This window comes from Rathayibacter sp. VKM Ac-2762 (assembly GCF_009866585.1).
GTDB lineage: Bacteria > Actinomycetota > Actinomycetes > Actinomycetales > Microbacteriaceae > Rathayibacter.
This window is the reverse complement of sequence record NZ_CP047419.1, coordinates 1,931,801-1,953,085: the sequence shown is the minus strand read 5'-3', so window position 1 is coordinate 1,953,085 and position 21,285 is coordinate 1,931,801. Positions and strand designations below refer to the sequence as shown.

Here is a 21,285-nt window from a genome sequence, read left to right as displayed (position 1 = left end):
CGGCGGCTCCTCGCCCGTCGTTCCGGGGGAGGAGCCCCCGCCGGGCCGCCGAGGACGCGTTCCGTGACCGCCCAGCGGGCGTCCAGGAAGCGCAGCCTGAACGACAGCGTAAAATCACGGAGGCACATGCCAGGATCGACAACTCGACAGGGAGTTCCGTTGGACGGAAACGCAACGACCACGCACCGCAACGTCGCATTGCTGTCCGTCGCGACCACGCTGGCTCCGCGCGTGACCACCTCGGCCGAGATCGAGGCGCGGCTCGCTCCGGCGCTCAAGCGCCTGCGGCTCCCCACCGGGCTCCTCCAGCGTGTCGCCGGCGTGCAGGAGCGCCGCAACTGGGGCTCCGAGCAGGGCTTCGACGGAGCGGCGATCGACGCGGGCAAGCGCGCTCTCGCCGAGGCCGGCGTCCGCGCCGACCAGATCGGCCTGATCATCAACACGTCGGTGACCCGCAAGCACCTCGAGCCCTCGGTCGCCGTGCGCCTGCACCACGGGCTCGGCCTGCCCTCGTCGGCCATCAACTTCGACATCGCGAACGCGTGCCTCGGCTTCGTCAACGGCATGACCCTCGCCGCGCAGCTGATCGACTCCGGCCAGATCCGCTACGCGCTCATCATCGACGGCGAGGACGCCGACGAGATCCAGGTCAACACCATCGAGCGCCTGAGCCGCGAGGGCGTCAAGCGCAAGGACTTCATGAGCGAGTTCGCGAGCCTGACCCTCGGCTCCGGCGCCGCGGCGGCCGTCCTCGGCCCGGCCGACGAGCACCCCAAGGGCCACCGCATCCTCGGCGGCATCACCCGCGCGGCCACGCAGTTCAACGAGCTCTGCGTCGGCAGCGTCGACGGCATGTTCACGGACGCGAAGGCGCTGCTCAAGGGCGGCATGGAGCTCGTCCTCTCGGCGTGGAAGGAGGCCACCCGCGACTGGAACTGGAGCGGGATGGACCGCTACATCACGCACCAGGTGTCGGACGTGCACACCGACGCCCTGGTGAAGGCGGTCGGCATCGACCGCAGCCGCGTCCCCACGACCTACCCCACCCTCGGCAACGTCGGCCCGGCGTCGATCCCGATCACCCTGGCCCAGGAGGCCGAGACCCTGCAGCCGGGCAACCGGGTGCTGCTCATCGGAGTGGGCTCGGGCATCAACACCGCGATGCTCGAGATCGCCTGGTGAGCGCGCCCCACCCGGCCGAGCGGATCCGCGGAGCGCTCGGCTCCACGGCCGCGGCGCAGCTGCCCCCGGCCGGGCTCGACGGGCTCGATCCCGCGTGGTCGCGCCTCGTCGACGCTCCGGACGCCCAGGGCGTTCCGCGCCGCTGGCACCTGCTCGACACGGGTGGGGCCCTCGGCACGGAGCCCGTCGGCACCGTCCTCTGCGTGCACGGCAACCCCACCTGGTCCTACCTCTGGCGCCGCCTCGCGGCCGCCACGCTCGAGTCGGCCCGCAGCGGAGGCCCCGCCTGGCGGGTGGTCGCTGTCGACCAGCTCGAGATGGGCTTCTCCGAGCGGACCGGCGCCCTGCACACGCTCGCCGACCGCGTGCGCGAGCTCTCGAACCTCACCGACGTGCTCGGCCTCGACGACGTGGTCACCCTCGGCCACGACTGGGGCGGAGTCGTCTCGCTGGGCTGGGCGGTGGACCACCCGGAGCAGCTGCGCGCCACGATGCTCCTGAACACCGCGATCCACCAGAGCGCCGACGAGCCGATCCCGGCCCCGCTCCGGCTCGCGCTCGCCTCGGGCGTGCTCGGCGCCTCCACGGTCGGCACGCCGGCCTTCCTCGAGACGACCCTCGCGCTGGGGCACCCGGCGCTGCCCTCCGCGGTGAAGGAGGGGTACCGCGCGCCCTACCGGTCCGCGTCGCGCCGCGGCGGAGTGGGCGGCTTCGTCGCCGACATCCCGGTCGACTCCGCGCACCCGAGCGACCCGGAGCTGCAGCGCATCGCCGAGGGCGTCAGCGCCCTGACGACGCCGGCCGTGATGCTCTGGGGCCCGCTGGACCCGATCTTCTCCGACCGCTACCTTGACGACCTCGTCGACCGCCTCCCGCACGCGCAGGTCCACCGCTACGAGGGATCGGGCCACCTGGTGGCCGAGGACGTCGACTACGCGTCCGCCGTCCTCACCTGGCTGGGCGACCTCTCCGACGGCGAGGAGCCGTTCGGCGGCGACCCCGCCCCCGACGTCCGCCGCCCGACCGCGCCGGTCGAGCCGCTGTGGGCGCACCTCGACCGCAATGCGCAGGACGACTCGCTCGCCCTGGTCGAGATGGCGCCTCCCGGAGGCGGCGGGCCCCGCTCGGTCTCGTGGCGCCTGCTCTCGCAGCGGGTCCGCGAGCTCGCCGCCGGGCTCCGCGCCTCCGGCGTCTCCCCGGGCGACCGCGTCTCGCTCCTCGTGCCGCCCGGCGCCGACCTGACGGCGCTGCTCTACGCGTGCCTGCGCATCGGAGCCGTCGTGGTCGTGGCCGACGCGGGCCTGGGCCTGCGCGGTCTCACCCGCGCGGTCCGCGGCGCCTGGCCAGATCTGGTGGTCGGCGCCCTGCCCGGCCTCGCCGTCGCGCGGGCCCTCCGCTGGCCCGGCGGCCGGGTCTCGACGCAGACACTGCCCCGCGCCTCCGCCTCGGCTCTCGGGGTCGACACCTCGCTCGGGCAGCTGATCGAGCTCGGCCGCGCCGAGCTGGCCGCCGACCCGGAGGCGCTGGGCGAGGCGCCCGCCGCCGACGCCGTGGCCGCGATCCTGTTCACCTCCGGCTCGACCGGCCCGGCCAAGGGCGTCGTCTACACGCACCGCCAGCTCGCCGGCGTCCGCGACGCGCTCGCCCGCCAGTACGGGATCGGACCGGGCACCGGCCTCGTCGCGGGCTTCGCGCCGTTCGCCCTGCTCGGCCCCGCGCTGGGCACGCGCTCCGCGACTCCGGACATGGACGTCACCGCGCCCCGGACGCTCACCGCGGCCGCCGTCGCCGCGGCCGCCGCCCGGGTCGACGCGACCGTGCTGTTCCTCTCGCCGGCCGCACTGGCCAACGTCGTGGCCACCGCCGGCGCGCTCGACGCCGACGACCACCGGGCCCTCGCCGGCGTGCGTACCTTCCTCTCGGCCGGCGCCCCCGTCTCGGCGGGACTGCTCGGCGAGGCGCAGGCGCTCATGCCGAACGCCTCCGCCCGCACTCCCTACGGCATGACCGAGGGGCTGCTGCTCACCGACGCGTCGCTGGAGGGCATCCGCGAGGCCGCCTCCGACGACGATCCGCGCGGAGGCGTCTGCGTGGGCGTGCCCGCCGCGGGCGTCCGGCTGCGGATCGCCCCGCTCGACGCCGACGGCCGCGCCGCGGACGAGCCGGAGGAGATCGCCGGCACGACCGGCGAGATCGTCGTCTCGGCCGGTCATGTCGAGGATCACTACGAGCGCCTGTGGCTCACCGACCGTGCCGCCCGCGTCGGCGCCGTCCCGGGCGAGCGCTGGCACCGCACCGGGGACGTCGGACGGATCGACTCAGCCGGCCGCCTCTGGGTCGAGGGCAGGATGCCGCACGTCGTCGTCACGCCGGACGGCGTCGTCACGCCGGTCGGACCGGAGCAGCGGATCGAGGCGCGCGTCGCCTCGGTCGCCCGCGCCGCGATCGTCGGAGCCGGCCCGCGCGGAGTCGCGCAGCTGGTCGCCGTGGTCGAGCTGCGCTCGGGGGCGCGCCGCGTGGTGCTGGCCGAGGAGGCCCTCGCCGCCGAGGTGCGCGCGGCCGTCGACCGGCCCGTCGCCGCAGTGCTCGTCGTCCCGGCGCTGCCCACCGACATCCGCCACAACTCCAAGATCGACCGGGCTGCGCTCTCGCGCTGGGCCGAGGGCGTGCTCGCCGGCGGCCGGATGGTGGCGCCGTGAGGGTCCTGGTCACCGGCGCGAGCGGCCTGCTCGGCGGTGCGGTGGCCGCGGGCCTCGTCGCCCAGGGGCACGAGGTCCGCACCTTCCAGCGCCGGCCCTCCGGGGTCGCGGGCGTCGAGGAGGCGCGGGGCTCCCTGACCGATCCGCGCGCGGTCGAGGAGGCGGTCGACGCGGCCGAGGGCGTCGTGCACCTCGCCGCGAAGGTCTCGCTCGCCGGCGATCCTGGCGACTTCGACCGCGTGAACATCGACGGTACCCGGCGTCTGCTCGCCGCCGCCGCCCGCGCCGGCGTGAGCCGCTTCGTCCAGATCTCGTCGCCCTCCGTCGCCCACTCCGGCTCCTCGATCACCGGTGACGACGCCGAGCCCGCCGATCCGGACCGGGCCCGCGGCGACTATGCGCGCACCAAGGCCCGGGCCGAGCTGCTGGCCCTCGCGGCCGACGCCCCCGGCTTCGCGGTGGTCGCCGTGCGCCCGCACCTGGTCTGGGGTCCGGGCGACACCCAGCTCGTCGCCCGCATCGTCGAGCGGGCGCGCACCGGCCGACTGCCGCTCCTCGGGCACGGCCAGGCGCTGATCGACTCCACCTACATCGACAACGCCGCCTCGGCGATCGTCGCCGCTCTCGGGCGGGCGGAGGAGGTGCACGGCCGCTCCTACGTCGTCACCAACGGCGAGCCGCGCCCGGTCGCCGAGCTGCTCGCCGGGATCTGCCGCGCCTCGGGCGTCGAGCCGCCGCGCTGGTCCGTCCCCGCCTCCGTCGCCCGCGCTGCGGGCTCGCTCGTCGAGCGCGTGTGGGCCGTGCGGCCCGGCGCCGATGAGCCGCCGATGACCCGCTTCCTCGCCGAGCAGCTCTCGACCGCGCACTGGTTCGACCAGCGCCGCACGCGCGCCGATCTGCAGTGGAGCCCGTCGGTCACCCTCGACGAGGGCCTGGCGCGCCTGTCCGCCGCCCGCTGAGGCGCCGGGTCCGGAGACGACGGAACGGACGGGACCCTGTCGCCGAGGCGAGGGGTCCCGTCCGTCCGGGGGCTCCCGCGACGGATCGCGGGAGGGGAGCCGAGGTCAGTCGGCGAGGATGAGGTACAGCGCGCGACGGGTCTCGTCGAGCTTGGCGGAGGCGGCGGCGCGCTGCGCCTCGGTCGCTCCGCGGAACTGCTGCACGACGCCCATCAGCTTGCCGACGTTCTCCATGAAGGCGCGATCGGCGTCGCTCGCGCCGGGAGTGGCCTCCCAGGCCGCGTCGAGCTCGTCGGCGTGCTCGCGCACGTAGGTGCCGCCCGCGTCCGTGAGCTGGTACTCGGTGCCGCGGCCCTCGCCGACGGCCGTGATGAGGCCCTCGTCGACGAGCTGCTGGAGGGTGGGGTAGACGGAGCCGGGGCTGGGACGCCACGATCCGTTCGTCTTCTCGGCGATGGCCTTGATCAGGCCGTAGCCGTTCGAGGACTTCTCGGAGAGGAGGGAGATGAGGGCCGCGCGGACGTCACCGCGTCGGGCGCGTCCTCCGCCGCGGCCGAAGGGGCCGCCGAAGCCGGGGCCGAAGCCCGGGCCGAAGCCGAAGCCGGGCCCGAAGCCGCGGCCGTGACCGCCGGGTCCGCGGCGCTGTCCGCGGCCGGGGTGCTCGTGGCGGGAGGAGTGGTCGCCGGCGCAGGAGTCGCGGCGGTCGTCGGAGAAGAAGGTCCTGGAGTTCATGGGTGTGCTGCTCTCTGTCGTGAGGGGATCCCTTTCGATCGGATCCGGTCGCCCGTCGGGAGCGGCTGCTTCCGATCTGTCGGCGATGCAGTAACGATATATCGGTGATGGATCGGATGTCAACACCTGAATTGCCCGTAGCCTGGGAGCTCCCCGTCGATCGAGAGGTCCCGCATGCCGCGTCCCGACTCCGAGCTCGAGGCGTACCTCGACTCCTCCCTCCTCGCCGGGGACGTCCTCACCGGCCGCGCGAGCAACCTCGGCAACCTCCGCGGCCTCGCCGCCCGCGAGCCCGCGCACCTCTACGGGGTGGACGTGGCGGAGGACTGGACGCTCGAGAGACTGCTCGCGCTGATGGGGGAGCGCGTGGGGATCAGCACCGACCCCTCCGTCGAGAGCGGGCAGGACCGGATCGACGCCCGCCTGACGGTCGCGGGGCTCGCCCGCTACCGCGAGCGGTTCGCCGCCGCTGTCCGCGAGGGGGCGCTGCTCCTGTTCGCCACCGCGCACCCCGCGACCCTGATGGACGTCTACCGCCGCTTCGCTGCTGCCGCCACGGAGCGGGGCGCTCGCGTGATCGACGTGAACGCGCTCCCGTTCGCCGCCCCCGACGGCATCCGCGTGCCTCTCGCGGACGAGCACCAGGCCCTGTGGTGCACCGGCGGGGTCACCTGCGTCTACCGCGGGGGAGGGCTGCAGCACACGCACTCGCCGGAGCCGATGGACGCGCTGCTCGACCGCCTCGACGAGCTCGGCATCCGCCCCGACCTGGTCGTCGCCGACCACGGCTTCGCGGGCGCGGCCGGCCGGCGGGGGCTGCCGGTCATCGCGATCGCCGACTGCAACGACCCGGCGGTGTTCGTCGCCGAGGCGCAGGGCTCGATCGAGGTGGTCGTCCCGATCGACGACGGGCTGGCCGTCCACCTCTACGAGCCGGTGATCGACTTCGTCCTCCGCGCCCTCTCGGAGCCCGCGCGCACCTGACGGCTCGTAGAATTGCCTTCGGCTCGTCGCGATCCCGGATCCGACGGGCCGACCGTTTTCGCGAGTCCCCGCACTCGCCCACCACTGCAGACGGAGCATCCGTGACCCAGCCCCACGACGGCCTCCTCCCGCGCTTCGCCGTCGGCGTCGACATCGGGGGGACGTCGATCAAGGCGTCCCTCGTCGACGTCACCACCGGCGAGCGGGCGGCTCGGCGCTTCGCGGTCGCGAACCCGCTGGGCAAGGAGCCCGAGGACTTCGCCGAGGCGATCGCCGGAATCGTCCGGGACGTCTCGCCGATCGCGGGCACGCCCGTGGGCGTCGGCTTCCCCGGGATCGTCCGCGGCGGCGTCGTCCGCCAGACCACCCACGTCTCGCAGCGCTGGGTCGGGCTCGACGCGCAGGCCCTCCTCTCGGAGGCGACCGGGGTCGACGTCGTCGTCGTCAACGACGCGGACGCGGCAGGGGTCGCCGAGCGCGAGTTCGGCGCGATGCGCGGACGCGAGGGCCTCCTCCTGCTGACCACCCTCGGCACCGGCATCGGGACGGCGCTCGTCCACGAGGGCGTGGTGATCCCCAACTCCGAGCTCGGGCACCTGCACATCGACGGTCCCGACTTCGAGCCGCAGGTCGGCTTCTCGGCCGTCCGCCGCGAGGGCATCACCCTCGAGGAGTGGGCGGGTCGCCTCAGCGTCTACTACCGGCACCTCGAGATGCTGCTCTCGCCGCAGCTGTTCGTGATCGGCGGCGCGGCGGCGCACGTCTTCGACGAGTTCGCCCGCTTCCTCGACATCGGCACCGAGATCGTCCCCGCCCGCTTCGGCAACGACGCCGGATTCACGGGCGCCGCGATGGTCGCGGTCTCGCCCGACCGCCTCGCGCCCTGGTACCGCTCCACCCGCGGCGCCCGCCTCGACCCCGGGGCCCCCGCCATCGCCGACTGACCCCCTCCCTGCATCGAGGGAGCCCCGACCCGTCGAGGTGACCCGGCGGAGCGGGATCCCTCGACGGTCCGGGGTTCCCTCAGCGGGCCGACAGGCCGCGGTAGACGGCGTCCAGCCGGGCGGCGGCAGCCGGCCAGGAGTGGGCGGCCGCCCAGTCGACGCCGCCGCGGCCGAGTCGCGCCAGCTCGCCGGGCGAGCCCAGCAGGGTCAGGATCGCCTCGGCCCACGCCGCAGGGGAGTCGGAGTCGAGCAGCACGCCGCTCCCGCCGTCGCGCACCGCGTCCACCAGGCCGGTCGTCCTGCGCGCGAGTACCGGAGTGCCGCTGCCGGCCGCCTCGAGCGCGATGAGCCCGAAGGTCTCGGCCGCCGAGGGCACGAGCGCCAGCTGCGCGCTCCGGAGCCGCTCCGCCACCCGGTCGCGGTCGGCGGCCCCCTCGATCAGCACGCGGTCTCCCAGCGGAGCCGCCGCGGCGCGCACCGCGTCGAGGTACGACTCCCGGCCCGGTGCCGCCCCGCCCACCAGCCGCAGCACCGGCCGCTCCGCCGGCGCGATTCTCGCGAGCGCCTCGACCGCCAGCAGCTGGCCCTTGAGCGGCTGCACCCGGCCGACCAGGACGACTCCGGAGCGCTCGCCGCCGCCCGGGCGGAACCGCGCGTCGACTCCGGGCGGCACCACGACGACCCGGTCCGGATCCGCGCCGTACCCGCTGACGACGTCCTCCCGCTCCGAGGCGCCCGCCACCACGATCGCATCGGCGGAGGCGAGCACGGAGCGCTCCGCGTCGATCCGCTGCTGCGGCTCCGCGACGTCGCCCGGGGCGAGCCGGGCGTTCTTCGCGAGCGAGCCCGAGTGCATCGAGTGCACGTGCGGCCTGCCGGTGAGCGCCCCCGCGAGGCCCGACACCCAGTAGTGGGAGTGCACGACGTCGGCCCCCTCCGCGGCGCGCGCGAACTGCGGCGCCGCGGCCGCCAGCGCGTACTTGTCGCCCGCCGGCACCGGCACGCCGACCACCCGCACACCCGGCGCGAGCATCCGGACGCCCTCGCCGCGGGTCAGCACCTCGATCTCCCAGCCGAGCGCCGCCAGCTCCGGGAGCACCGCCGCGAGGTACACGTTCATCCCGCCCGCGTCGCCCGTCGACGGCTGCTCGAGCGGGGAGGTGTGCGCCGAGACGACGGCCAGACGGGGCATCCCTCCATCGTAGGGACGGCCGTGCGTCCTCCACGGATCCCGGCCCGCGGCTCGCAGCGCCTCCGGAATCGGGTTGAATAGACGGATGCGCTCGTTCGAGCGCGGAGAGCGTGAGGTCCATGGCCCGCCAGAGTCCCCCCGGTGAGGTGCTGCCGTCGGCCGCACCCGGGCCGGTGACCGCCGGCCACGAGCCCTTCTCCGAGCAGGACATCCGCGCCCTCGTCGGAACCGCCGCCGTCGAGAAGGGCACCGCGTACGCGGACGAGGGCCGCGTGCGCGAGCTGCAGTGGTTCGGCGGCCGCACCCGCCTCTTCGGCCAGGTCCGCGGATCCGGGCGCTCGCCGTACGCCGTGAGCGTGCAGCTCCGCGACGAGGGCGAGCACTGGACCCTCCTCGGCGGCGCCTGCAGCTGCCCGGTCAAGCACGAGTGCAAGCACGTCGCCGCCGTTCTCATCGAGGCCCTGCGCCGCGAGCGCGAGGGCGGAGTGGCCGGTCCCTTCCCGGGCGAGGCCGCTGTCGACGCCGTCCCGGAGTGGCGCAGCGCGCTCGCCCCGCTCCTCGCCGGCGCGGAGCGCTCGCACACCGGCATCCCGCTCGGCCTGCAGTTCGAGCTGCTGCCCGGCGAGCCCGTGCGTCGCCCGCCCGGCCGCTACAACTCCTACCGGCCGCCGCCCGAGCCGCGCCCGCGCCTGGGCGTGCGCCCGGTGCGGATGGGCGACCGCGATCGCTGGGTCCGCACCGGCACCAGCTGGCGCGACCTCGGCTACCTGCACTACAGCCACGACTACGACGAGCGCCAGATCGACGTGATCCGCGAGATGCAGGGCCTGCTCTCCGGGCACAGCGCCTCCAGCTACTACTCGCCCGACACCTGGCTCTACCTCGACCAGTGCCGGAGCGAGGCGATCTGGGCGGCACTGCACGGCGCCGTCCGCGCGGGCATCGGCCTGGTGATGGGCGACCGCGACCAGACGCCGCTGAAGATCCTCGACACGACGGCCACCGCCTCCATCGACGTCACGCGCACCGCCGCCGGCCTCGAGCTGCGCTCGCTCGTCGCCATCGGCGACCACCCGGCGCCCGAGGAGTTCGGCTTCATCGGCGACCCGGCCGTCGGCCTCTACACGTGGGAGGGCGGCGACGAGATGCGCGCCCGCCCGGTCACGCTCATCCCGTTCGCCGCGCCGCTGCTGTCCTCCGCGCGCACGTTCCTCTGGAGCCGCGAGGCCATCCGCATCCCGGTGGCCGAGGAGTCGGCGTTCCTCACCGAGCACTACCAGCGGCTGCACCGGCTGTTCGACATCGTCTCCCGCGACGGCTCCTTCGAGGCGCCGGCGGTGCCCGAGCCGCGCCTCGGCCTCACCCTCGAGCACACCGACGGCGCGGGCCTGCGCGGCTCGTGGTGGTGGCGCTACGGAGTGGAGGGAGCGCGCGGCGGCGTGGACGCCGAGCGGCTCCCGCTGCGGGTCGGCGAGGACGCGGGCTATCGCGACCCCGAGGCCGAGCAGCGGATCCTCGACTCCCTCGTCGGAGCGGGTCTCGACCCGGAGTCGACGCCGGCCCTGGTGTCCCCGTCGAGCAGGCGCCTGCGCCCCACCTTCGACCTGCGCGGCATGCAGACCGTCGGCTTCCTCACCGGCGAGGTCGAGCGGCTCCGCGAGCTCGGCACCGTCGAGATCGAGGAGATCGGCGAGCGCGTCGAGTACCGCGAGGCGCAGACCGCGCCCGTGGTCGCCGTGCAGACCGTCGCCCAGCCCGACAGCCGCGACTGGTTCAACCTCGAGATCTCCGTCACCGTCAACGACGAGGCGGTCCCGCTGGCCGAGATCTTCCTCGCGCTCGCCCGCGGCGACGAGTACATGGTGCTGCCGAGCGGCGTCTACTTCGCCCTCGACGACGAGCGGTTCGGCCGCCTCCGCGAGCTGATCGCCGAGGCCCGCGAGCTCTCGGACGACCCCGGCGAGACCCTGCGGATCAGCCGGTTCCAGTCCTCCCTCTGGGACGAGCTGGTCGAGCTGGGCGTCGTGGAGGCGCAGGCCGCCGCGTGGCGCCGCTCCGTGGAGGGGCTCTCCGGCTTCACCGCGACCGGTGCGCTGGAGTCGCGGGTCCTGCCCGAGGGCTTCGCCGTGGAGCTGCGGCCCTACCAGCAGCTCGGCTACGACTGGCTCTCGTTCCTCTACGACAACCAGCTCGGCGGCGTGCTCGCCGACGACATGGGCCTGGGCAAGACCGTGCAGTCCCTCGCCCTGGTCACCCGGGTGATGCAGGAGCAGCGCGCTGCGGCCGCGGAGGCGGGCACCTCGCCGCGCCCGTTCCTCGTCGTCGCGCCCACCAGCGTGGTGCCCAACTGGGTCGGCGAGGCCAAGCGCTTCGCCCCGGACCTCCGCGTCGTCGGGATCGACGAGACGTCGAAGAAGAAGCGGAAGGCGCTCTCGAGCGTCATCGGCGAGGCCGAGCTGGTCGTCACCTCCTACGCCCTGTTCCGGCTCGACTACGAGTCGTACTCGGGCATCCAGTGGTCGGGGCTCCTCCTCGACGAGGCGCAGTTCGTCAAGAACCGCCAGTCGGCGACGCACCAGCTCGCGCGCCGGCTCGACGTGCCCTTCAAGCTCGCCATCACGGGAACGCCGATGGAGAACAACGTGATGGAGCTGTGGTCGCTGCTGTCGATCGTCGCTCCGGGCCTGTTCCCCTCGCCCGCCGGGTTCGTCGAGTTCTACCAGAAGCCGATCGAGCGCGAGGCCGACAGCGAGAAGCTCTCGCAGCTGCGGCGGCGCATCCGCCCGCTGATGCTGCGGCGCACCAAGGAGCTCGTCGCCAAGGAGCTGCCGCCCAAGCAGGAGCAGACCCTCGAGGTCGAGCTCGGCCCGAAGCAGCGGAAGGTCTACGACACGTACCTGGCGCGGGAGCGGCAGCGCGTGCTGGGCCTGATCGGCGACTTCGAGAAGAACCGCTTCGCGATCTTCCGCGCGCTGACCGTGCTGCGCCAGGTCGCGCTCGACGCGGCACTGGTCGACGAGGCGCACGAGAGCGTGCCCTCGACCAAGCTCGACCTGCTCGACGAGCTGCTGGGCGACGCCCTCGGCGAGGGGCACCGCGTGCTGGTGTTCAGCCAGTTCACGCGGTTCCTCGGCCGGGTCCGCGGCCGGCTGGACGCGGCGGGCATCGAGTACGCCTACCTCGACGGAGCGACGAAGAAGCGCGACGAGGTCATCGAGCGGTTCCGCTCGGGCGCGGCGGGCGTGTTCCTGATCTCGCTCAAGGCCGGCGGCTTCGGGCTCAACCTCACCGAGGCCGACTACTGCATCCTGCTCGACCCGTGGTGGAACCCCGCCACCGAGTCGCAGGCGGTCGACCGCGCGCACCGCATCGGCCAGACCCGCTCGGTCATGGTCTACCGCCTGGTCGCGAAGGACACGATCGAGGAGAAGGTGATGGCCCTCAAGGAGGCGAAGGCCGCGCTCTTCGCCGCGGTCATGTCGGACGACGGCGCGGCGGCCACCGGCGGGATCACCGCCGAGGACGTGCGCGAGCTGCTGGGCTGAGCGCCGCCGCTACTCGCGCACCTGCTCCAGCAGGGTCGTGACGGCGGCGCGGGTGTCGGCGGCGAGCCGTCCGAGGCGGTGCGCGGCACGGATCGACACCGGCCGGTACGCCTGCACGAGCCGCCGGGCCGCCGTGCAGGGCAGCGCGAACGCCGCGACGACGCCCGCGTCGATCCCGTCGAGTCCGCCGTCGTCCCGGCCGAAGACGAGCTCCCGACCCTCGCGGGCGAGAGCCTCCGGCAGGTCGGCCTCGCCGATCGGGAGGCGCAGCACGGCGAGCAGGCCGGCCGCCTGCACCCGGCGCGGCAGCGGGCGTCCGAGGCGTCCCGCCGCGTGCACCGTGAAGAAGTCGGCCTGCCGCTCGAGGATGCCCGTGACCGTCTCGGCGAGGCGCTCCATCTCGGGGTGCAGCGAGAGCCGGGCGAGCCGGCGGTAGCCGTGCACCGCGACCCGGGCGTCCACCGCGAGGGCCAGCGCGACGGGGCCGGCGAGGGAGGCCGCGGCGCGGTCGAGGAGCGGGCGCGACCTCACCGTCGGCTCCGGCGGGCGGATGTCGATGCCGCGGATCTGCGGCGAGGCCGCGAGCACGTCGCCCAGGGCGTCGGCGATCCGGTGCCGCTCGGCGGCCCAGACGGACGCGAATGCGCGGACCTGCTCGTCGGGGTGGGCGCGCGCGAGGGGGAGCACCCGGGCCACGGTGGCGTGCTCGATCGCCCGCAGGTACGCGGTGGCGACGATGGCCTCGCGGTCCAGCGGCACCTCCTCGAACTCGCGCACCGAGAAGTGCTCGCGCAGGGCGCCGTGCGCGCTGCGGTGGTGGTCCTCGAGGTCGAACGGTTCCGCGATGCCCACGTCGTGCTCCTCCGCTAGTCCGGTCCCTCCATCCTGGGCCCCAGGTGCGAGAGGCGGAAGAGCACGCGCCCATCCCTGGGACACTGGGAGCCGGTCGTCAGGCGGCCGGGGGAGCGGGGCGGGATGAGCGGGGCCCGGACCTCGGCGATCGGCGCCGTCCTCCTCGCCGCCGTCTGCTTCGGCACGACGGGGACCGCCCAGGCCCTCGGAGCGGCGGGCGTGGATCCGCTCCTCCTCGGGGCGGCGCGCATCGTCCTCGGCGGCGCCCTGCTGGCCGCTCTCCTCGGCGTGGAGGCTCTGCGCCGGCGGAGCCGCTCCCGCCCGACCCGCGCCGTCGTGCTGCTCGTCGTGCTCGGAGCGGTCGGCGTCGCCGCGTACCAGCCCGCCTTCTTCACCGGCACCGCGCAGAACGGCGTCGCGGTCGGAACGATCGTCGCCCTCGGCTCCGCTCCCGCCTTCACCGGCCTGCTGGAGTGGCTCGTCCTGCGGACGACGCCGAGCCCGCGCTGGTTCGCCTCGACCGCGCTCGCCGCGGTCGGCGTGGTGCTCCTGAGCGGAGGCGGGTCCGGCGGCGTGGCACTCTCCGGCCTCGCCGCGTCGGCCGGTGCCGGCGCCTCCTACGCGCTCTACGCCGTCTGCGGCAAGCTGCTGCTCGAGCGCGGGCTCAGCCCCGTCGCCGCCATGGGAGCCCAGTTCGGAGCCGCGGCGCTGCTCGCGCTCCCGTTCCTGCTGCTGGGCGATCCGTCGCGGCTCTCCGGCTCGATCCCGGCCGCGCTCTGGCTCGGAGTGGTGACGGTAGCCGTGGCCTACACCTTCTTCGCGCGCGGCCTGCGAGTGCTTCCCGCGGCGACCGTCTCGACGCTCACCCTCCTCGAGCCGGCGACCGCGACTCTCCTCGGCGTGGCGGTGCTGGGCGAGCGGCTGACCACGGGAGCCGTCCTGGGCGTCGCGGTGCTGGTGGCGGCGGTGCTGCTGCTGGCGGTGCGGGGGCGCGGCCGTTCCGGTGCGCGGAGAGAGGCGCCGGCGCGCTCCGCGGAGTAGCGTCGAGTCCCACCGACCCGACGACGAGGCGGAGCGCATGACCAACCCGTGGCTGGCCCGCCCTGGCAGCGGTCGGCGGCGCGCGCTGGTCGAGGAGTCGTGGGAGCGCGCACGGCGGCGGCGCCTCGATCCGGACCGGCTGACGGCACCGCTCTCGTTCTCGGGAGACGACCTCCGCGAGTACCGCACCGGGCATCCGCTCGCCTCGGTCCTCCCGGTGATCCGCCGCCTGCTGGTGCGCGACGCCGACGAGGACAGCGGCGTGCTCGTCGCGGTGGGCGACGCGCTCGGGCGGCTGCTCTGGATCGACGGGGACCAGCACCTCAAGAGCCTCGCCGAGGGGATGTCGTTCGTCGAGGGTGCCGCGTGGGCCGAGCCCGACGTCGGGACGTCCGCGCCGGGGACGGCCCTCGTGCTCGACCACGGCGTGCAGATCCACGGCGCCGAGCACTTCGCCTCGCTCGTGCACCCGTGGAGCTGCACCGCCGTCCCCGTGCACGACCCCGAGACGCACGAGATCCTCGGAGTGATCGACATCACCGGCGGTGCCGACGTCGTCGCCCCGCAGACCCTCCCGCTGATGGAGGCGACCGCCGCCGCCGTCGAGAGCGAGCTGATGGTGCAGCGGCTCCTCCGCCCGCGGCGGCCCGCTGCACGGAGCACAGCGGCGGCCCGGGCGCCGAGCCTGCGGGTCCTCGGGCGCGAGACGGGCCTGGTGACGGCCGCCGGAGCGACGCTCGAGCTGAGCACCCGGCACGCCGAGATCCTGACCCTGCTCGCCTGGCACCGGGCCGGGCTCTCGGCCGAGCAGCTCGCCCTCCTGCTCCACGGCCGGGACGACGCGGTGGTCACCGTCCGCGCCGAGATGGTGCGGCTGCGCCGCGCGCTCGAGCCGACCCTCCCGCGCCTGGTGCCCCTCTCGCGCCCCTACCGCCTGGCGAGCCCGGTCGACCTCGACGCCCGCCAGGTGCTCGGCCTGCTCGACCGCGGCTCCCACCGCCTCGCCCTGGACGCCTACCGGGGCGCGCCGCTGCCCTCGTCCGAGGCGCCGGGGATCCGGGCGATCGCCGGCGAGCTGCGCCTGCGGGTGCGGGCGAGCGTCCTCGCCGATGCGGCGCCCGCGACCCTCCTCGCCTGGGCGGAGGGCCCCGACGGCCGCGACGACGCGGAGGTGTGGCGGGAGCTCCTGCGCGTCCTCCCGCCCCGCTCGCCGCGGCGTGCCGGTGTCGCCGCGCACCTCGAGACGATCGAGGCGGAGCAGCGCTGAGCCGTCCCGGTCGCTCCCGGGACTCCCGCCGGAGCGTCCAGCCGCGGAGCCGTCTCGCTAGCCTCGACGCATGAGCACCCTCGCACCACCTCCCCGGGCCCTCGCGAGCGGAGTCGCGGGGGGTCTGCTCCTGATGGCGGTCTTCACGATGTGGTGGGCGAGCGACACCACGGTCGGCTGGCCGGCACCGGCGGCGACGACCGCCGTGACCGTCTGCGCGCTCGCGGCCGTGGTCTTCGCCGTGCAGGCCGTCCGCCTCCTCGTCGCCCGGCGGAGGATGGCGGTGGAGCTCACCGACGCCGATCGCGCGGCGAAGCCGAACGGCGTGCTCTTCGGGGCGGTCTTCGCCGCGGAGGGCGTGCTGATCGGTGTCGCGGTGGGCGTCCTCACCGGCACCGGGCTCGACCGGTTCCTCGTGCCGGCCATCGCCGTGATCGTGGGCCTGCACTTCTACCCGATGGCGAGGATCTTCGGCCGGACCCTCGACCTCTGGCTCGCCACCTGGACGACGCTGGTCGGTGCGATCGGAGTCGTCGTGGTCCTCGTCGACGGCTCCGCCTGGCCGCAGGTGTGGTCCTGGGTCGGCGCGGGGGCCGCAGCGGCCACGGTGACCTACGGCGTCTACATGAGCCGGATCGCCCAGCGCCTGCTCGCGAGCGTCTGAGGTCCGGGGTCGCGGGGCCGTCCTCCTCGGGCGGCCGCGTCTCCGCCCGGCCGGTTCGGCCTCCGTCCTCGCCGCTCCCGCCGGTGCGTCGACCCGTGCAACGTCGTGCAACCCCCCGCGACGTAGCGTCAGGACCGGGCGCCCACCCCGCGCCCACGACAACGACGTCGATGGAGGTCCACATGACGCTGTACGCCGACCAGGTCGCCGAGCAGGCACCGCAGGAGCCGGGTTCCACGGTCTACGCGAATCCAGGCACGGAGGGATCCGTCGCCTCCTTCCGCTCGCGCTACGACCACTACATCGGAGGCGAGTACGTCGCCCCCGCGAGCGGCCAGTACTTCGAGAACATCACCCCGATCACCGGGAAGCCCTTCTGCGAGATCGCCCGCGGCACCGCCGCCGACGTCGACCGTGCCGTCGAGGCGGGCTGGAAGGCGTTCGCGAGCTGGGGGAAGACCAGCCCCGCCGAGCGCTCGAACATGCTCCTGAAGATCGCCGACCGCATGGAGGCGAACCTCGAGCTGCTCGCCGTCGCCGAGACGTGGGAGAACGGCAAGCCCGTGCGCGAGACCCTCGCCGCCGACATCCCCCTCGCGATCGACCACTTCCGCTACTTCGCCGGAGCGATCCGCGCGCAGGAGGGAGGCGTCTCCGAGATCGACCACGACACGATCGCGTACCACTTCCACGAGCCGCTGGGCGTGGTCGGGCAGATCATCCCCTGGAACTTCCCGATCCTGATGGCCGTGTGGAAGCTCGCGCCGGCGCTCGCCGCGGGCAACTGCGTGGTGCTGAAGCCGGCCGAGCAGACGCCGGCGTCCATCCACGTGCTGCTCGACCTGATCGGCGACCTCATCCCCGCCGGCGTGCTCAACGTCGTCAACGGATTCGGGTTCGAAGCGGGCGCACCGCTCGCCTCCCACCCGCGCATCCGCAAGATCGCCTTCACCGGCGAGACGACCACCGGCCGCCTGATCATGCAGTACGCCAGCGAGAACCTCATCCCGGTGACGCTGGAGCTGGGCGGCAAGAGCCCCAACGTGTTCTTCGCCGACGTCGCCGCGGAACGCGACTCCTTCTACGACAAGGCGCTCGAGGGCTTCTCGTTCTTCGCCCTCAACCAGGGCGAGGTCTGCACCTGTCCGTCGCGGGCGCTCGTGCAGCGCTCGATCTACGACGACTTCGTCGGTGACGGCCTCGAGCGGGTCAAGCGGATCAAACAGGGCAACCCGCTCGACACCGCCACGATGATCGGCGCCCAGGCCTCGAACGACCAGCTCGAGAAGATCCTCTCCTACATGGACATCGGCAAGCAGGAGGGGGCGAAGCTGCTCATCGGCGGCGACCGCGCCGACCTCGGCGGCGAGCTCAGCGGCGGCTACTACGTCAACCCGACCGTGTTCGAGGGCCGCAACTCGATGCGCATCTTCCAGGAGGAGATCTTCGGACCCGTCCTCGCCCTCACCTCCTTCGACGACTTCGACGACGCGATCGGCATCGCCAACGACACCCTCTACGGCCTCGGCGCCGGAGTGTGGAGCCGCAACGGCGCCCAGCTCTACCGCGCAGGCCGGGCCATCGAAGCAGGCCGCGTCTGGTCGAACACCTACCACCAGTACCCCGCGCACGCGGCGTTCGGCGGCTACAAGCAGTCGGGCATCGGACGCGAGAACCACAAGGTGATGCTCGACCACTACCAGCAGACGAAGAACCTCCTCGTCTCCTACGCGGAAGGACCGATGGGCTTCTTCTGAGTCGGTTCGCACGGGCTCCTCGTTCCTCGTCGCCCGTGCCGCGGTCGGCTCGCCGACGTGGCCGGGTGGGGAGGAGCGGGGAGCGTCCGCACCGAGACGGATCCGCTGGCACGCGGATCCGCCGTTCGGTGCTGGTTGGCACGGGCTCCTCGTTCATCGTCGCCCGTGCCGCGGTCGGCTTGCGGAGGTGGCCGGGTGGGGAGGAGCGGGGAGCGTTCGCACCGAGACGGATCCGCTGGCACGCGGATCCGCCGTTCGGTGCTCGGCCCTTCGGGCGAGGCACCTGGCGGCGCGCGGAAGAACGGTGCTCGGCCCTGCGGGCGAGGCACCTGGCGGCGCGCGGGAGAACGGTGCTCGGCCCTGCGGGCGAGGCACCTGGCGGCGCGCGGGAGAACGGTGCTCGGCTCTTCGGGCGAGGCATCGGACGAGGGGGCGCCCCCTCATGTTGATCGAGTAGTCCGCGCAGCGGCGTATCGAGATGCCGCCCGGAGGAGCGTCCGCCGTCAGCGGTCGGGCGCATATAGACATTCCGCACCACGAGCGAAGGAGCACAAACCATGACCTCCACGAGGGTCGACGTCACTGCGGAGGCGGCCGGCATGCTCCGCCGGATGACGGCGCTGCACGGGCCGCTCATGTTCCACCAGTCGGGCGGATGCTGCGACGGCAGCTCCCCGATGTGCTTCCCCGCCGGGATGTTCCGCACCGGCGCCTCGGACGTGCTCGTCGAATCGCTCCGGCTCGACGGCCTGGATCCGATCGACTTCTGGATGTCCCGCTCCCAGTTCGAGTACTGGAAGCACACCCACCTCACCGTCGACCTCGTCGACGGACGGGGCAGCGGTTTCAGCGTCGAAGCTCCCGAGGGCAAGCGCTTCATGATCCGCAGCCGACTGCTCACCGACGACGAGCTCGTCGAGTTCGGACTCCTCCCCGCCGGAGCCGTCGGGCCCTGGGCCGGCTTCCCTGACCCGTTCCCCCCTGACCCGTTCCCGTCGCAGATCCTCGCCGACGGGCGACGTCCCGGTCCAGCGGTGTCAGCCGCCCGGAGCGGGAGCGGGCGGCGCCTTCCCCGTGCTCAGCTGCACGCCCACCACCGAGCCCTTGTCCACGCGGGTGCCCGCGGCCGGACCGGTGCCGGCCACGATGTTCATCGGCTGCGTGGAGTCGACCTGCGACGTCGCTCCGGGTGTGAGCCCTGCGGCGGTCAGCGCCTGCGCGGCGGAGTCGCTGGTCCGGCCCGACAGGTCCGGCACGGTGACCTGCGGCGCCGCGATGAGCGACTGGTCGGCCTGCGGGAAGTCGGAGCCGCCGTAGCGGGAGTCGATCGCCGTCATCAACGGCTTCCAGATCCGGTGGCGTGCGGAGGGCGCCCAGCCGCTGTCGAAGTCGATCGAGTCGAGGTTCACCCTCGAGCCGTCCGCGCGTGCCGAGATGCTGCCGACCCAGACCGCGAGGGAGGTCTCGGTCGAGGCCCCGATGGCCCAGGTGTCGGCGGAGTTGTCGGTGGTGCCCGTCTTGGTGATGTGCTGGATGCCGTTCTTCGGATCGTCCTCGACGCCCGTGCCCTCGGCGGTCACCTTGAGCATCGTGTACTGCATCGCCGAGGCGACCCTCGACGACACCGCCCGGCTGCAGGTCGTCTCCACCGGCTCGATCTCGCGGCCGTCGGCTCCGACGATCGCCGTGATCGCGACGGGGGTGCAGGTCGTGCCGTTCTCGGCGATGCCGGAGTAGGCGGTCGCCATGGTGAGCGGTGCGATCTCGTTGGTGCCGAGGACCGCTCCCGGCGACTGCACGAGCGCGGTCCCGTCCGCGCGGTGCACTCCGAAGGCCTCGGCCTGCTTGCGGATCTCGCACTGGTCGAGCAGGTGCGACATCCCGGTGAAGCCCGTGTTCAGCGAGTAGATCGTCGAGTACAGCGCCGTCTGGGTGTCGGTGTAGCCGCCGTCGCCGGCGTTCTTGGGGTTGTAGGAGTCGTAGTCCCAGGTGCCCTCGCAGCTGTCGGCGAAGCCGGTCCAGTTCTTCTGCTTCGAGTCGAACTGCTCGAGCAGGGTGTGCCCGCGGTCGAGCCACTCGGCGAGCGTGAACACCTTGTAGGCGGAGCCGGTCTGGAAGCCGTTGCCGCCGCCCGCGGACGCGTCGACGTTGAGGTTGATCGCCGAGAACTCCGGCCCGCTCGCGATCACGTCCGGGTCCTGGCTGTAGCGCTTGTTCTGCACCATCGTGAGGATGCGCCCGGTGCCGTTCTGGACGGCGACCGCCGTCGCCCCGACGTCGAAGCGCGGATCGGAGGAGGGGACCTGCTCGTCCATCAGCTCCTGCGCGGTCCTCTGCAGGTCGAGATCGATCGTCGTGTAGACCTTGATGCCGCCCTGCTTGATCGCCGCGTAGCGCTCGTCGTCGGTCGCTCCGAGCGCCGGGTCGTCTCGGAGGACGTGGGTCACGTAGTCGCAGAAGTAGGCCGCGCTGCCGGCCGTCTGGCATCCGGTGGACGGCGGGGTGATGTCGGGGGTGATCGCCTCGGCGGCCGCGGCGTCGTGCGCCGCCTGGTCGATGCTCCCCGTCTCGAGCATCCGGTCGAGGATGTAGTCGCGCCGCTCCCGGGTCTGCGCGTAGCCGTTCGCCTCGCCGTTGGCCGTGTCGTCCGGTCGGTCGAAGCGGAACTTCTCGGGGTTGTTCACGATCGCCAGGAGCGAGGCGGACTGCGCGAGGGAGAGGTCGGCCGCCGGGATGCCGTAGTAGTACTCCGCCGCGGCCTCGATGCCGTAGACGGTGCCTCCGAACAGCGCGATGTTGAGGTAGCCGAGGAGGATGTCGTCCTTCGAGGACACCTTCTCGAGCCCGATCGCGAGCCGCATCTCCTTGAGCTTGCGCTCGGCCGTGGTCGCCGTCGCCTCCGCGTACGCGCGGTCGCGGTCCGCCTCGTCCGGGATCGATTCGGCCTTCTGCACCAGCACGTTCTTCACGTACTGCTGCGTGATCGACGAGCCGCCCTGGGTGTCGCCGTCGAGGAGGTAGGTGCTGGCGATGGCGCGGAGGGTGCCCTGCAGGTCGATCCCGCCGTGGTCGTAGAAGCGCGGGTCCTCGCTCGCGACGAGCGCGTCCTTCACGGAGTCGGCGATCCGGTCGGCCGGGACCTCGATCCGGTTCTGGTCGTAGAAGGAGGCCAGCAGCGTCGGATCGTCCGGGTCGCCCGCGTAGACGTCGCTCTTCTGCATCAGGCGCCCGACCTCGAGGTAGCTCGGGAGGGACTGGAACGCCGAGATGGTGCCGGAGGTCGCCGCGCCGGTGAGCGCGGCGGCGGGGGCGACCACGAGCGAGGCGAGCAGACCCGCCAGGACGCTGACGATCACGAATCCGAACAGCGCGCCGAGAGCCCCGTGGACGGTTCGACGGGGCTGGAAGACGGGGACGTTCGGTCGCTTCAGGATGGATCCTCTCGCTGCACCAGCACCCTAGGCGAG

The 21,285-nt window shown here is 73.7% G+C and carries 14 protein-coding genes and 1 pseudogene; 11 read left to right on the top strand and 4 right to left on the bottom strand.

Annotated features, from left to right (window positions below; genetic code table 11):
- Window positions 1-126: 126 nt before the first annotated feature.
- From GTU71_RS09215 to GTU71_RS09205, 3 genes are read left to right on the top strand one after another with little or no spacing between them, the layout of a single operon-like run.
- Window positions 127-1,182: a 3-oxoacyl-ACP synthase III gene (locus GTU71_RS09215; protein WP_159939728.1), complete on the top strand. Its 1,056-nt coding sequence runs from the start codon at window positions 127-129 to the stop codon at window positions 1,180-1,182.
- Complete coding sequence (locus GTU71_RS09210; protein WP_244230514.1) at window positions 1,179-3,881, top strand: alpha/beta fold hydrolase; 2,703 nt, start codon at window positions 1,179-1,181, stop codon at window positions 3,879-3,881. Before GTU71_RS09215 ends, GTU71_RS09210 begins: the two co-directional genes overlap by 4 nt.
- Window positions 3,878-4,840 carry an NAD-dependent epimerase/dehydratase family protein gene (locus GTU71_RS09205; RefSeq protein WP_159939727.1) on the top strand — a complete coding sequence of 321 codons (963 nt, stop codon included), beginning with the start codon at window positions 3,878-3,880 and terminating at the stop codon, window positions 4,838-4,840. Before GTU71_RS09210 ends, GTU71_RS09205 begins: the two co-directional genes overlap by 4 nt.
- Before the next feature lie 105 nt (window positions 4,841-4,945).
- Here the strand turns inward: GTU71_RS09205 and GTU71_RS09200 are convergent, their stop codons facing one another.
- Complete coding sequence (locus GTU71_RS09200) at window positions 4,946-5,572, bottom strand: PadR family transcriptional regulator (RefSeq protein ID WP_159939726.1); 627 nt, start codon at window positions 5,570-5,572, stop codon at window positions 4,946-4,948.
- Window positions 5,573-5,746: 174 nt separating this feature from the next.
- Between GTU71_RS09200 and GTU71_RS09195 the strand changes: the two genes are divergently transcribed.
- Window positions 5,747-6,556: a phosphatase gene (locus tag GTU71_RS09195; RefSeq protein ID WP_159939725.1), complete on the top strand. Its 810-nt coding sequence runs from the start codon at window positions 5,747-5,749 to the stop codon at window positions 6,554-6,556.
- Between the two features lie 101 nt (window positions 6,557-6,657).
- Complete coding sequence (locus GTU71_RS09190; RefSeq protein WP_244229583.1) at window positions 6,658-7,500, top strand: ROK family protein; 843 nt, start codon at window positions 6,658-6,660, stop codon at window positions 7,498-7,500.
- A gap of 79 nt (window positions 7,501-7,579) precedes the next feature.
- On the opposite strand, the gene GTU71_RS09185 is transcribed toward GTU71_RS09190, so the two are convergent.
- On the bottom strand, window positions 7,580-8,692 hold the full coding sequence (locus tag GTU71_RS09185) for a glycosyltransferase (RefSeq protein WP_159939724.1): 1,113 nt from the start codon (window positions 8,690-8,692) through the stop codon (window positions 7,580-7,582).
- 119 nt (window positions 8,693-8,811) lie between these two features.
- On the opposite strand from GTU71_RS09185, the gene GTU71_RS09180 reads away from it, so the two are divergent.
- Window positions 8,812-12,237: a DEAD/DEAH box helicase gene (locus tag GTU71_RS09180; RefSeq protein ID WP_104224188.1), complete on the top strand. Its 3,426-nt coding sequence runs from the start codon at window positions 8,812-8,814 to the stop codon at window positions 12,235-12,237.
- A 9-nt stretch (window positions 12,238-12,246) separates the two neighbouring features.
- Here GTU71_RS09180 and GTU71_RS09175 read toward each other — a convergent pair whose 3' ends face one another.
- Window positions 12,247-13,089: a hypothetical protein gene (locus GTU71_RS09175; RefSeq protein WP_159939723.1), complete on the bottom strand. Its 843-nt coding sequence runs from the start codon at window positions 13,087-13,089 to the stop codon at window positions 12,247-12,249.
- 123 nt (window positions 13,090-13,212) lie between these two features.
- Here GTU71_RS09175 and GTU71_RS09170 point away from each other — a divergent pair, with 123 nt between their 5' ends.
- The 5 genes and pseudogenes from GTU71_RS09170 to GTU71_RS09150 form a co-directional block, all read left to right on the top strand.
- Window positions 13,213-14,130 (top strand): EamA family transporter, encoded by a 918-nt coding sequence (locus tag GTU71_RS09170; RefSeq protein ID WP_159939722.1) that lies wholly within the window; start codon window positions 13,213-13,215, stop codon window positions 14,128-14,130.
- Window positions 14,131-14,167: 37 nt separating this feature from the next.
- Complete coding sequence (locus tag GTU71_RS09165) at window positions 14,168-15,397, top strand: GAF domain-containing protein (RefSeq protein WP_104224191.1); 1,230 nt, start codon at window positions 14,168-14,170, stop codon at window positions 15,395-15,397.
- 70 nt (window positions 15,398-15,467) lie between these two features.
- Window positions 15,468-16,061 carry a hypothetical protein gene (locus tag GTU71_RS09160; RefSeq protein ID WP_104233438.1) on the top strand — a complete coding sequence of 198 codons (594 nt, stop codon included), beginning with the start codon at window positions 15,468-15,470 and terminating at the stop codon, window positions 16,059-16,061.
- Window positions 16,062-16,243: 182 nt separating this feature from the next.
- Entirely contained in the window at window positions 16,244-17,818 is a 1,575-nt protein-coding gene (locus tag GTU71_RS09155; RefSeq protein WP_104233506.1) for an aldehyde dehydrogenase family protein, read from the top strand.
- 557 nt (window positions 17,819-18,375) lie between these two features.
- Window positions 18,376-18,747, top strand: a pseudogene (locus GTU71_RS09150) (DUF779 domain-containing protein); the annotation flags it as partial.
- A 108-nt stretch (window positions 18,748-18,855) separates the two neighbouring features.
- On the opposite strand, the gene GTU71_RS09145 reads toward GTU71_RS09150, so the two are convergent.
- Window positions 18,856-21,174, bottom strand: a complete 2,319-nt coding sequence (locus GTU71_RS09145) for a transglycosylase domain-containing protein (RefSeq protein ID WP_159939721.1) — start codon at window positions 21,172-21,174, stop codon at window positions 18,856-18,858.
- Window positions 21,175-21,285 lie beyond the last annotated feature (111 nt).

What these genes read in the sequence shown, in the direction of transcription:
- GTU71_RS09215 (WP_159939728.1), top strand. Translation starts at nt 127, where the DNA reads ATGCCAGGATCGACAACTCGACAGGGAGTTCCGTTGGACGGAAACGCA.
- GTU71_RS09200 (WP_159939726.1), bottom strand. Translation starts at nt 5,572, where the DNA reads ATGAACTCCAGGACCTTCTTCTCCGACGACCGCCGCGACTCCTGCGCC.
- GTU71_RS09195 (WP_159939725.1), top strand. Translation starts at nt 5,747, where the DNA reads ATGCCGCGTCCCGACTCCGAGCTCGAGGCGTACCTCGACTCCTCCCTC.
- GTU71_RS09185 (WP_159939724.1), bottom strand. Translation starts at nt 8,692, where the DNA reads ATGCCCCGTCTGGCCGTCGTCTCGGCGCACACCTCCCCGCTCGAGCAG.
- GTU71_RS09180 (WP_104224188.1), top strand. Translation starts at nt 8,812, where the DNA reads ATGGCCCGCCAGAGTCCCCCCGGTGAGGTGCTGCCGTCGGCCGCACCC.
- GTU71_RS09170 (WP_159939722.1), top strand. Translation starts at nt 13,213, where the DNA reads ATGAGCGGGGCCCGGACCTCGGCGATCGGCGCCGTCCTCCTCGCCGCC.
- GTU71_RS09165 (WP_104224191.1), top strand. Translation starts at nt 14,168, where the DNA reads ATGACCAACCCGTGGCTGGCCCGCCCTGGCAGCGGTCGGCGGCGCGCG.
- GTU71_RS09160 (WP_104233438.1), top strand. Translation starts at nt 15,468, where the DNA reads ATGAGCACCCTCGCACCACCTCCCCGGGCCCTCGCGAGCGGAGTCGCG.
- GTU71_RS09155 (WP_104233506.1), top strand. Translation starts at nt 16,244, where the DNA reads ATGACGCTGTACGCCGACCAGGTCGCCGAGCAGGCACCGCAGGAGCCG.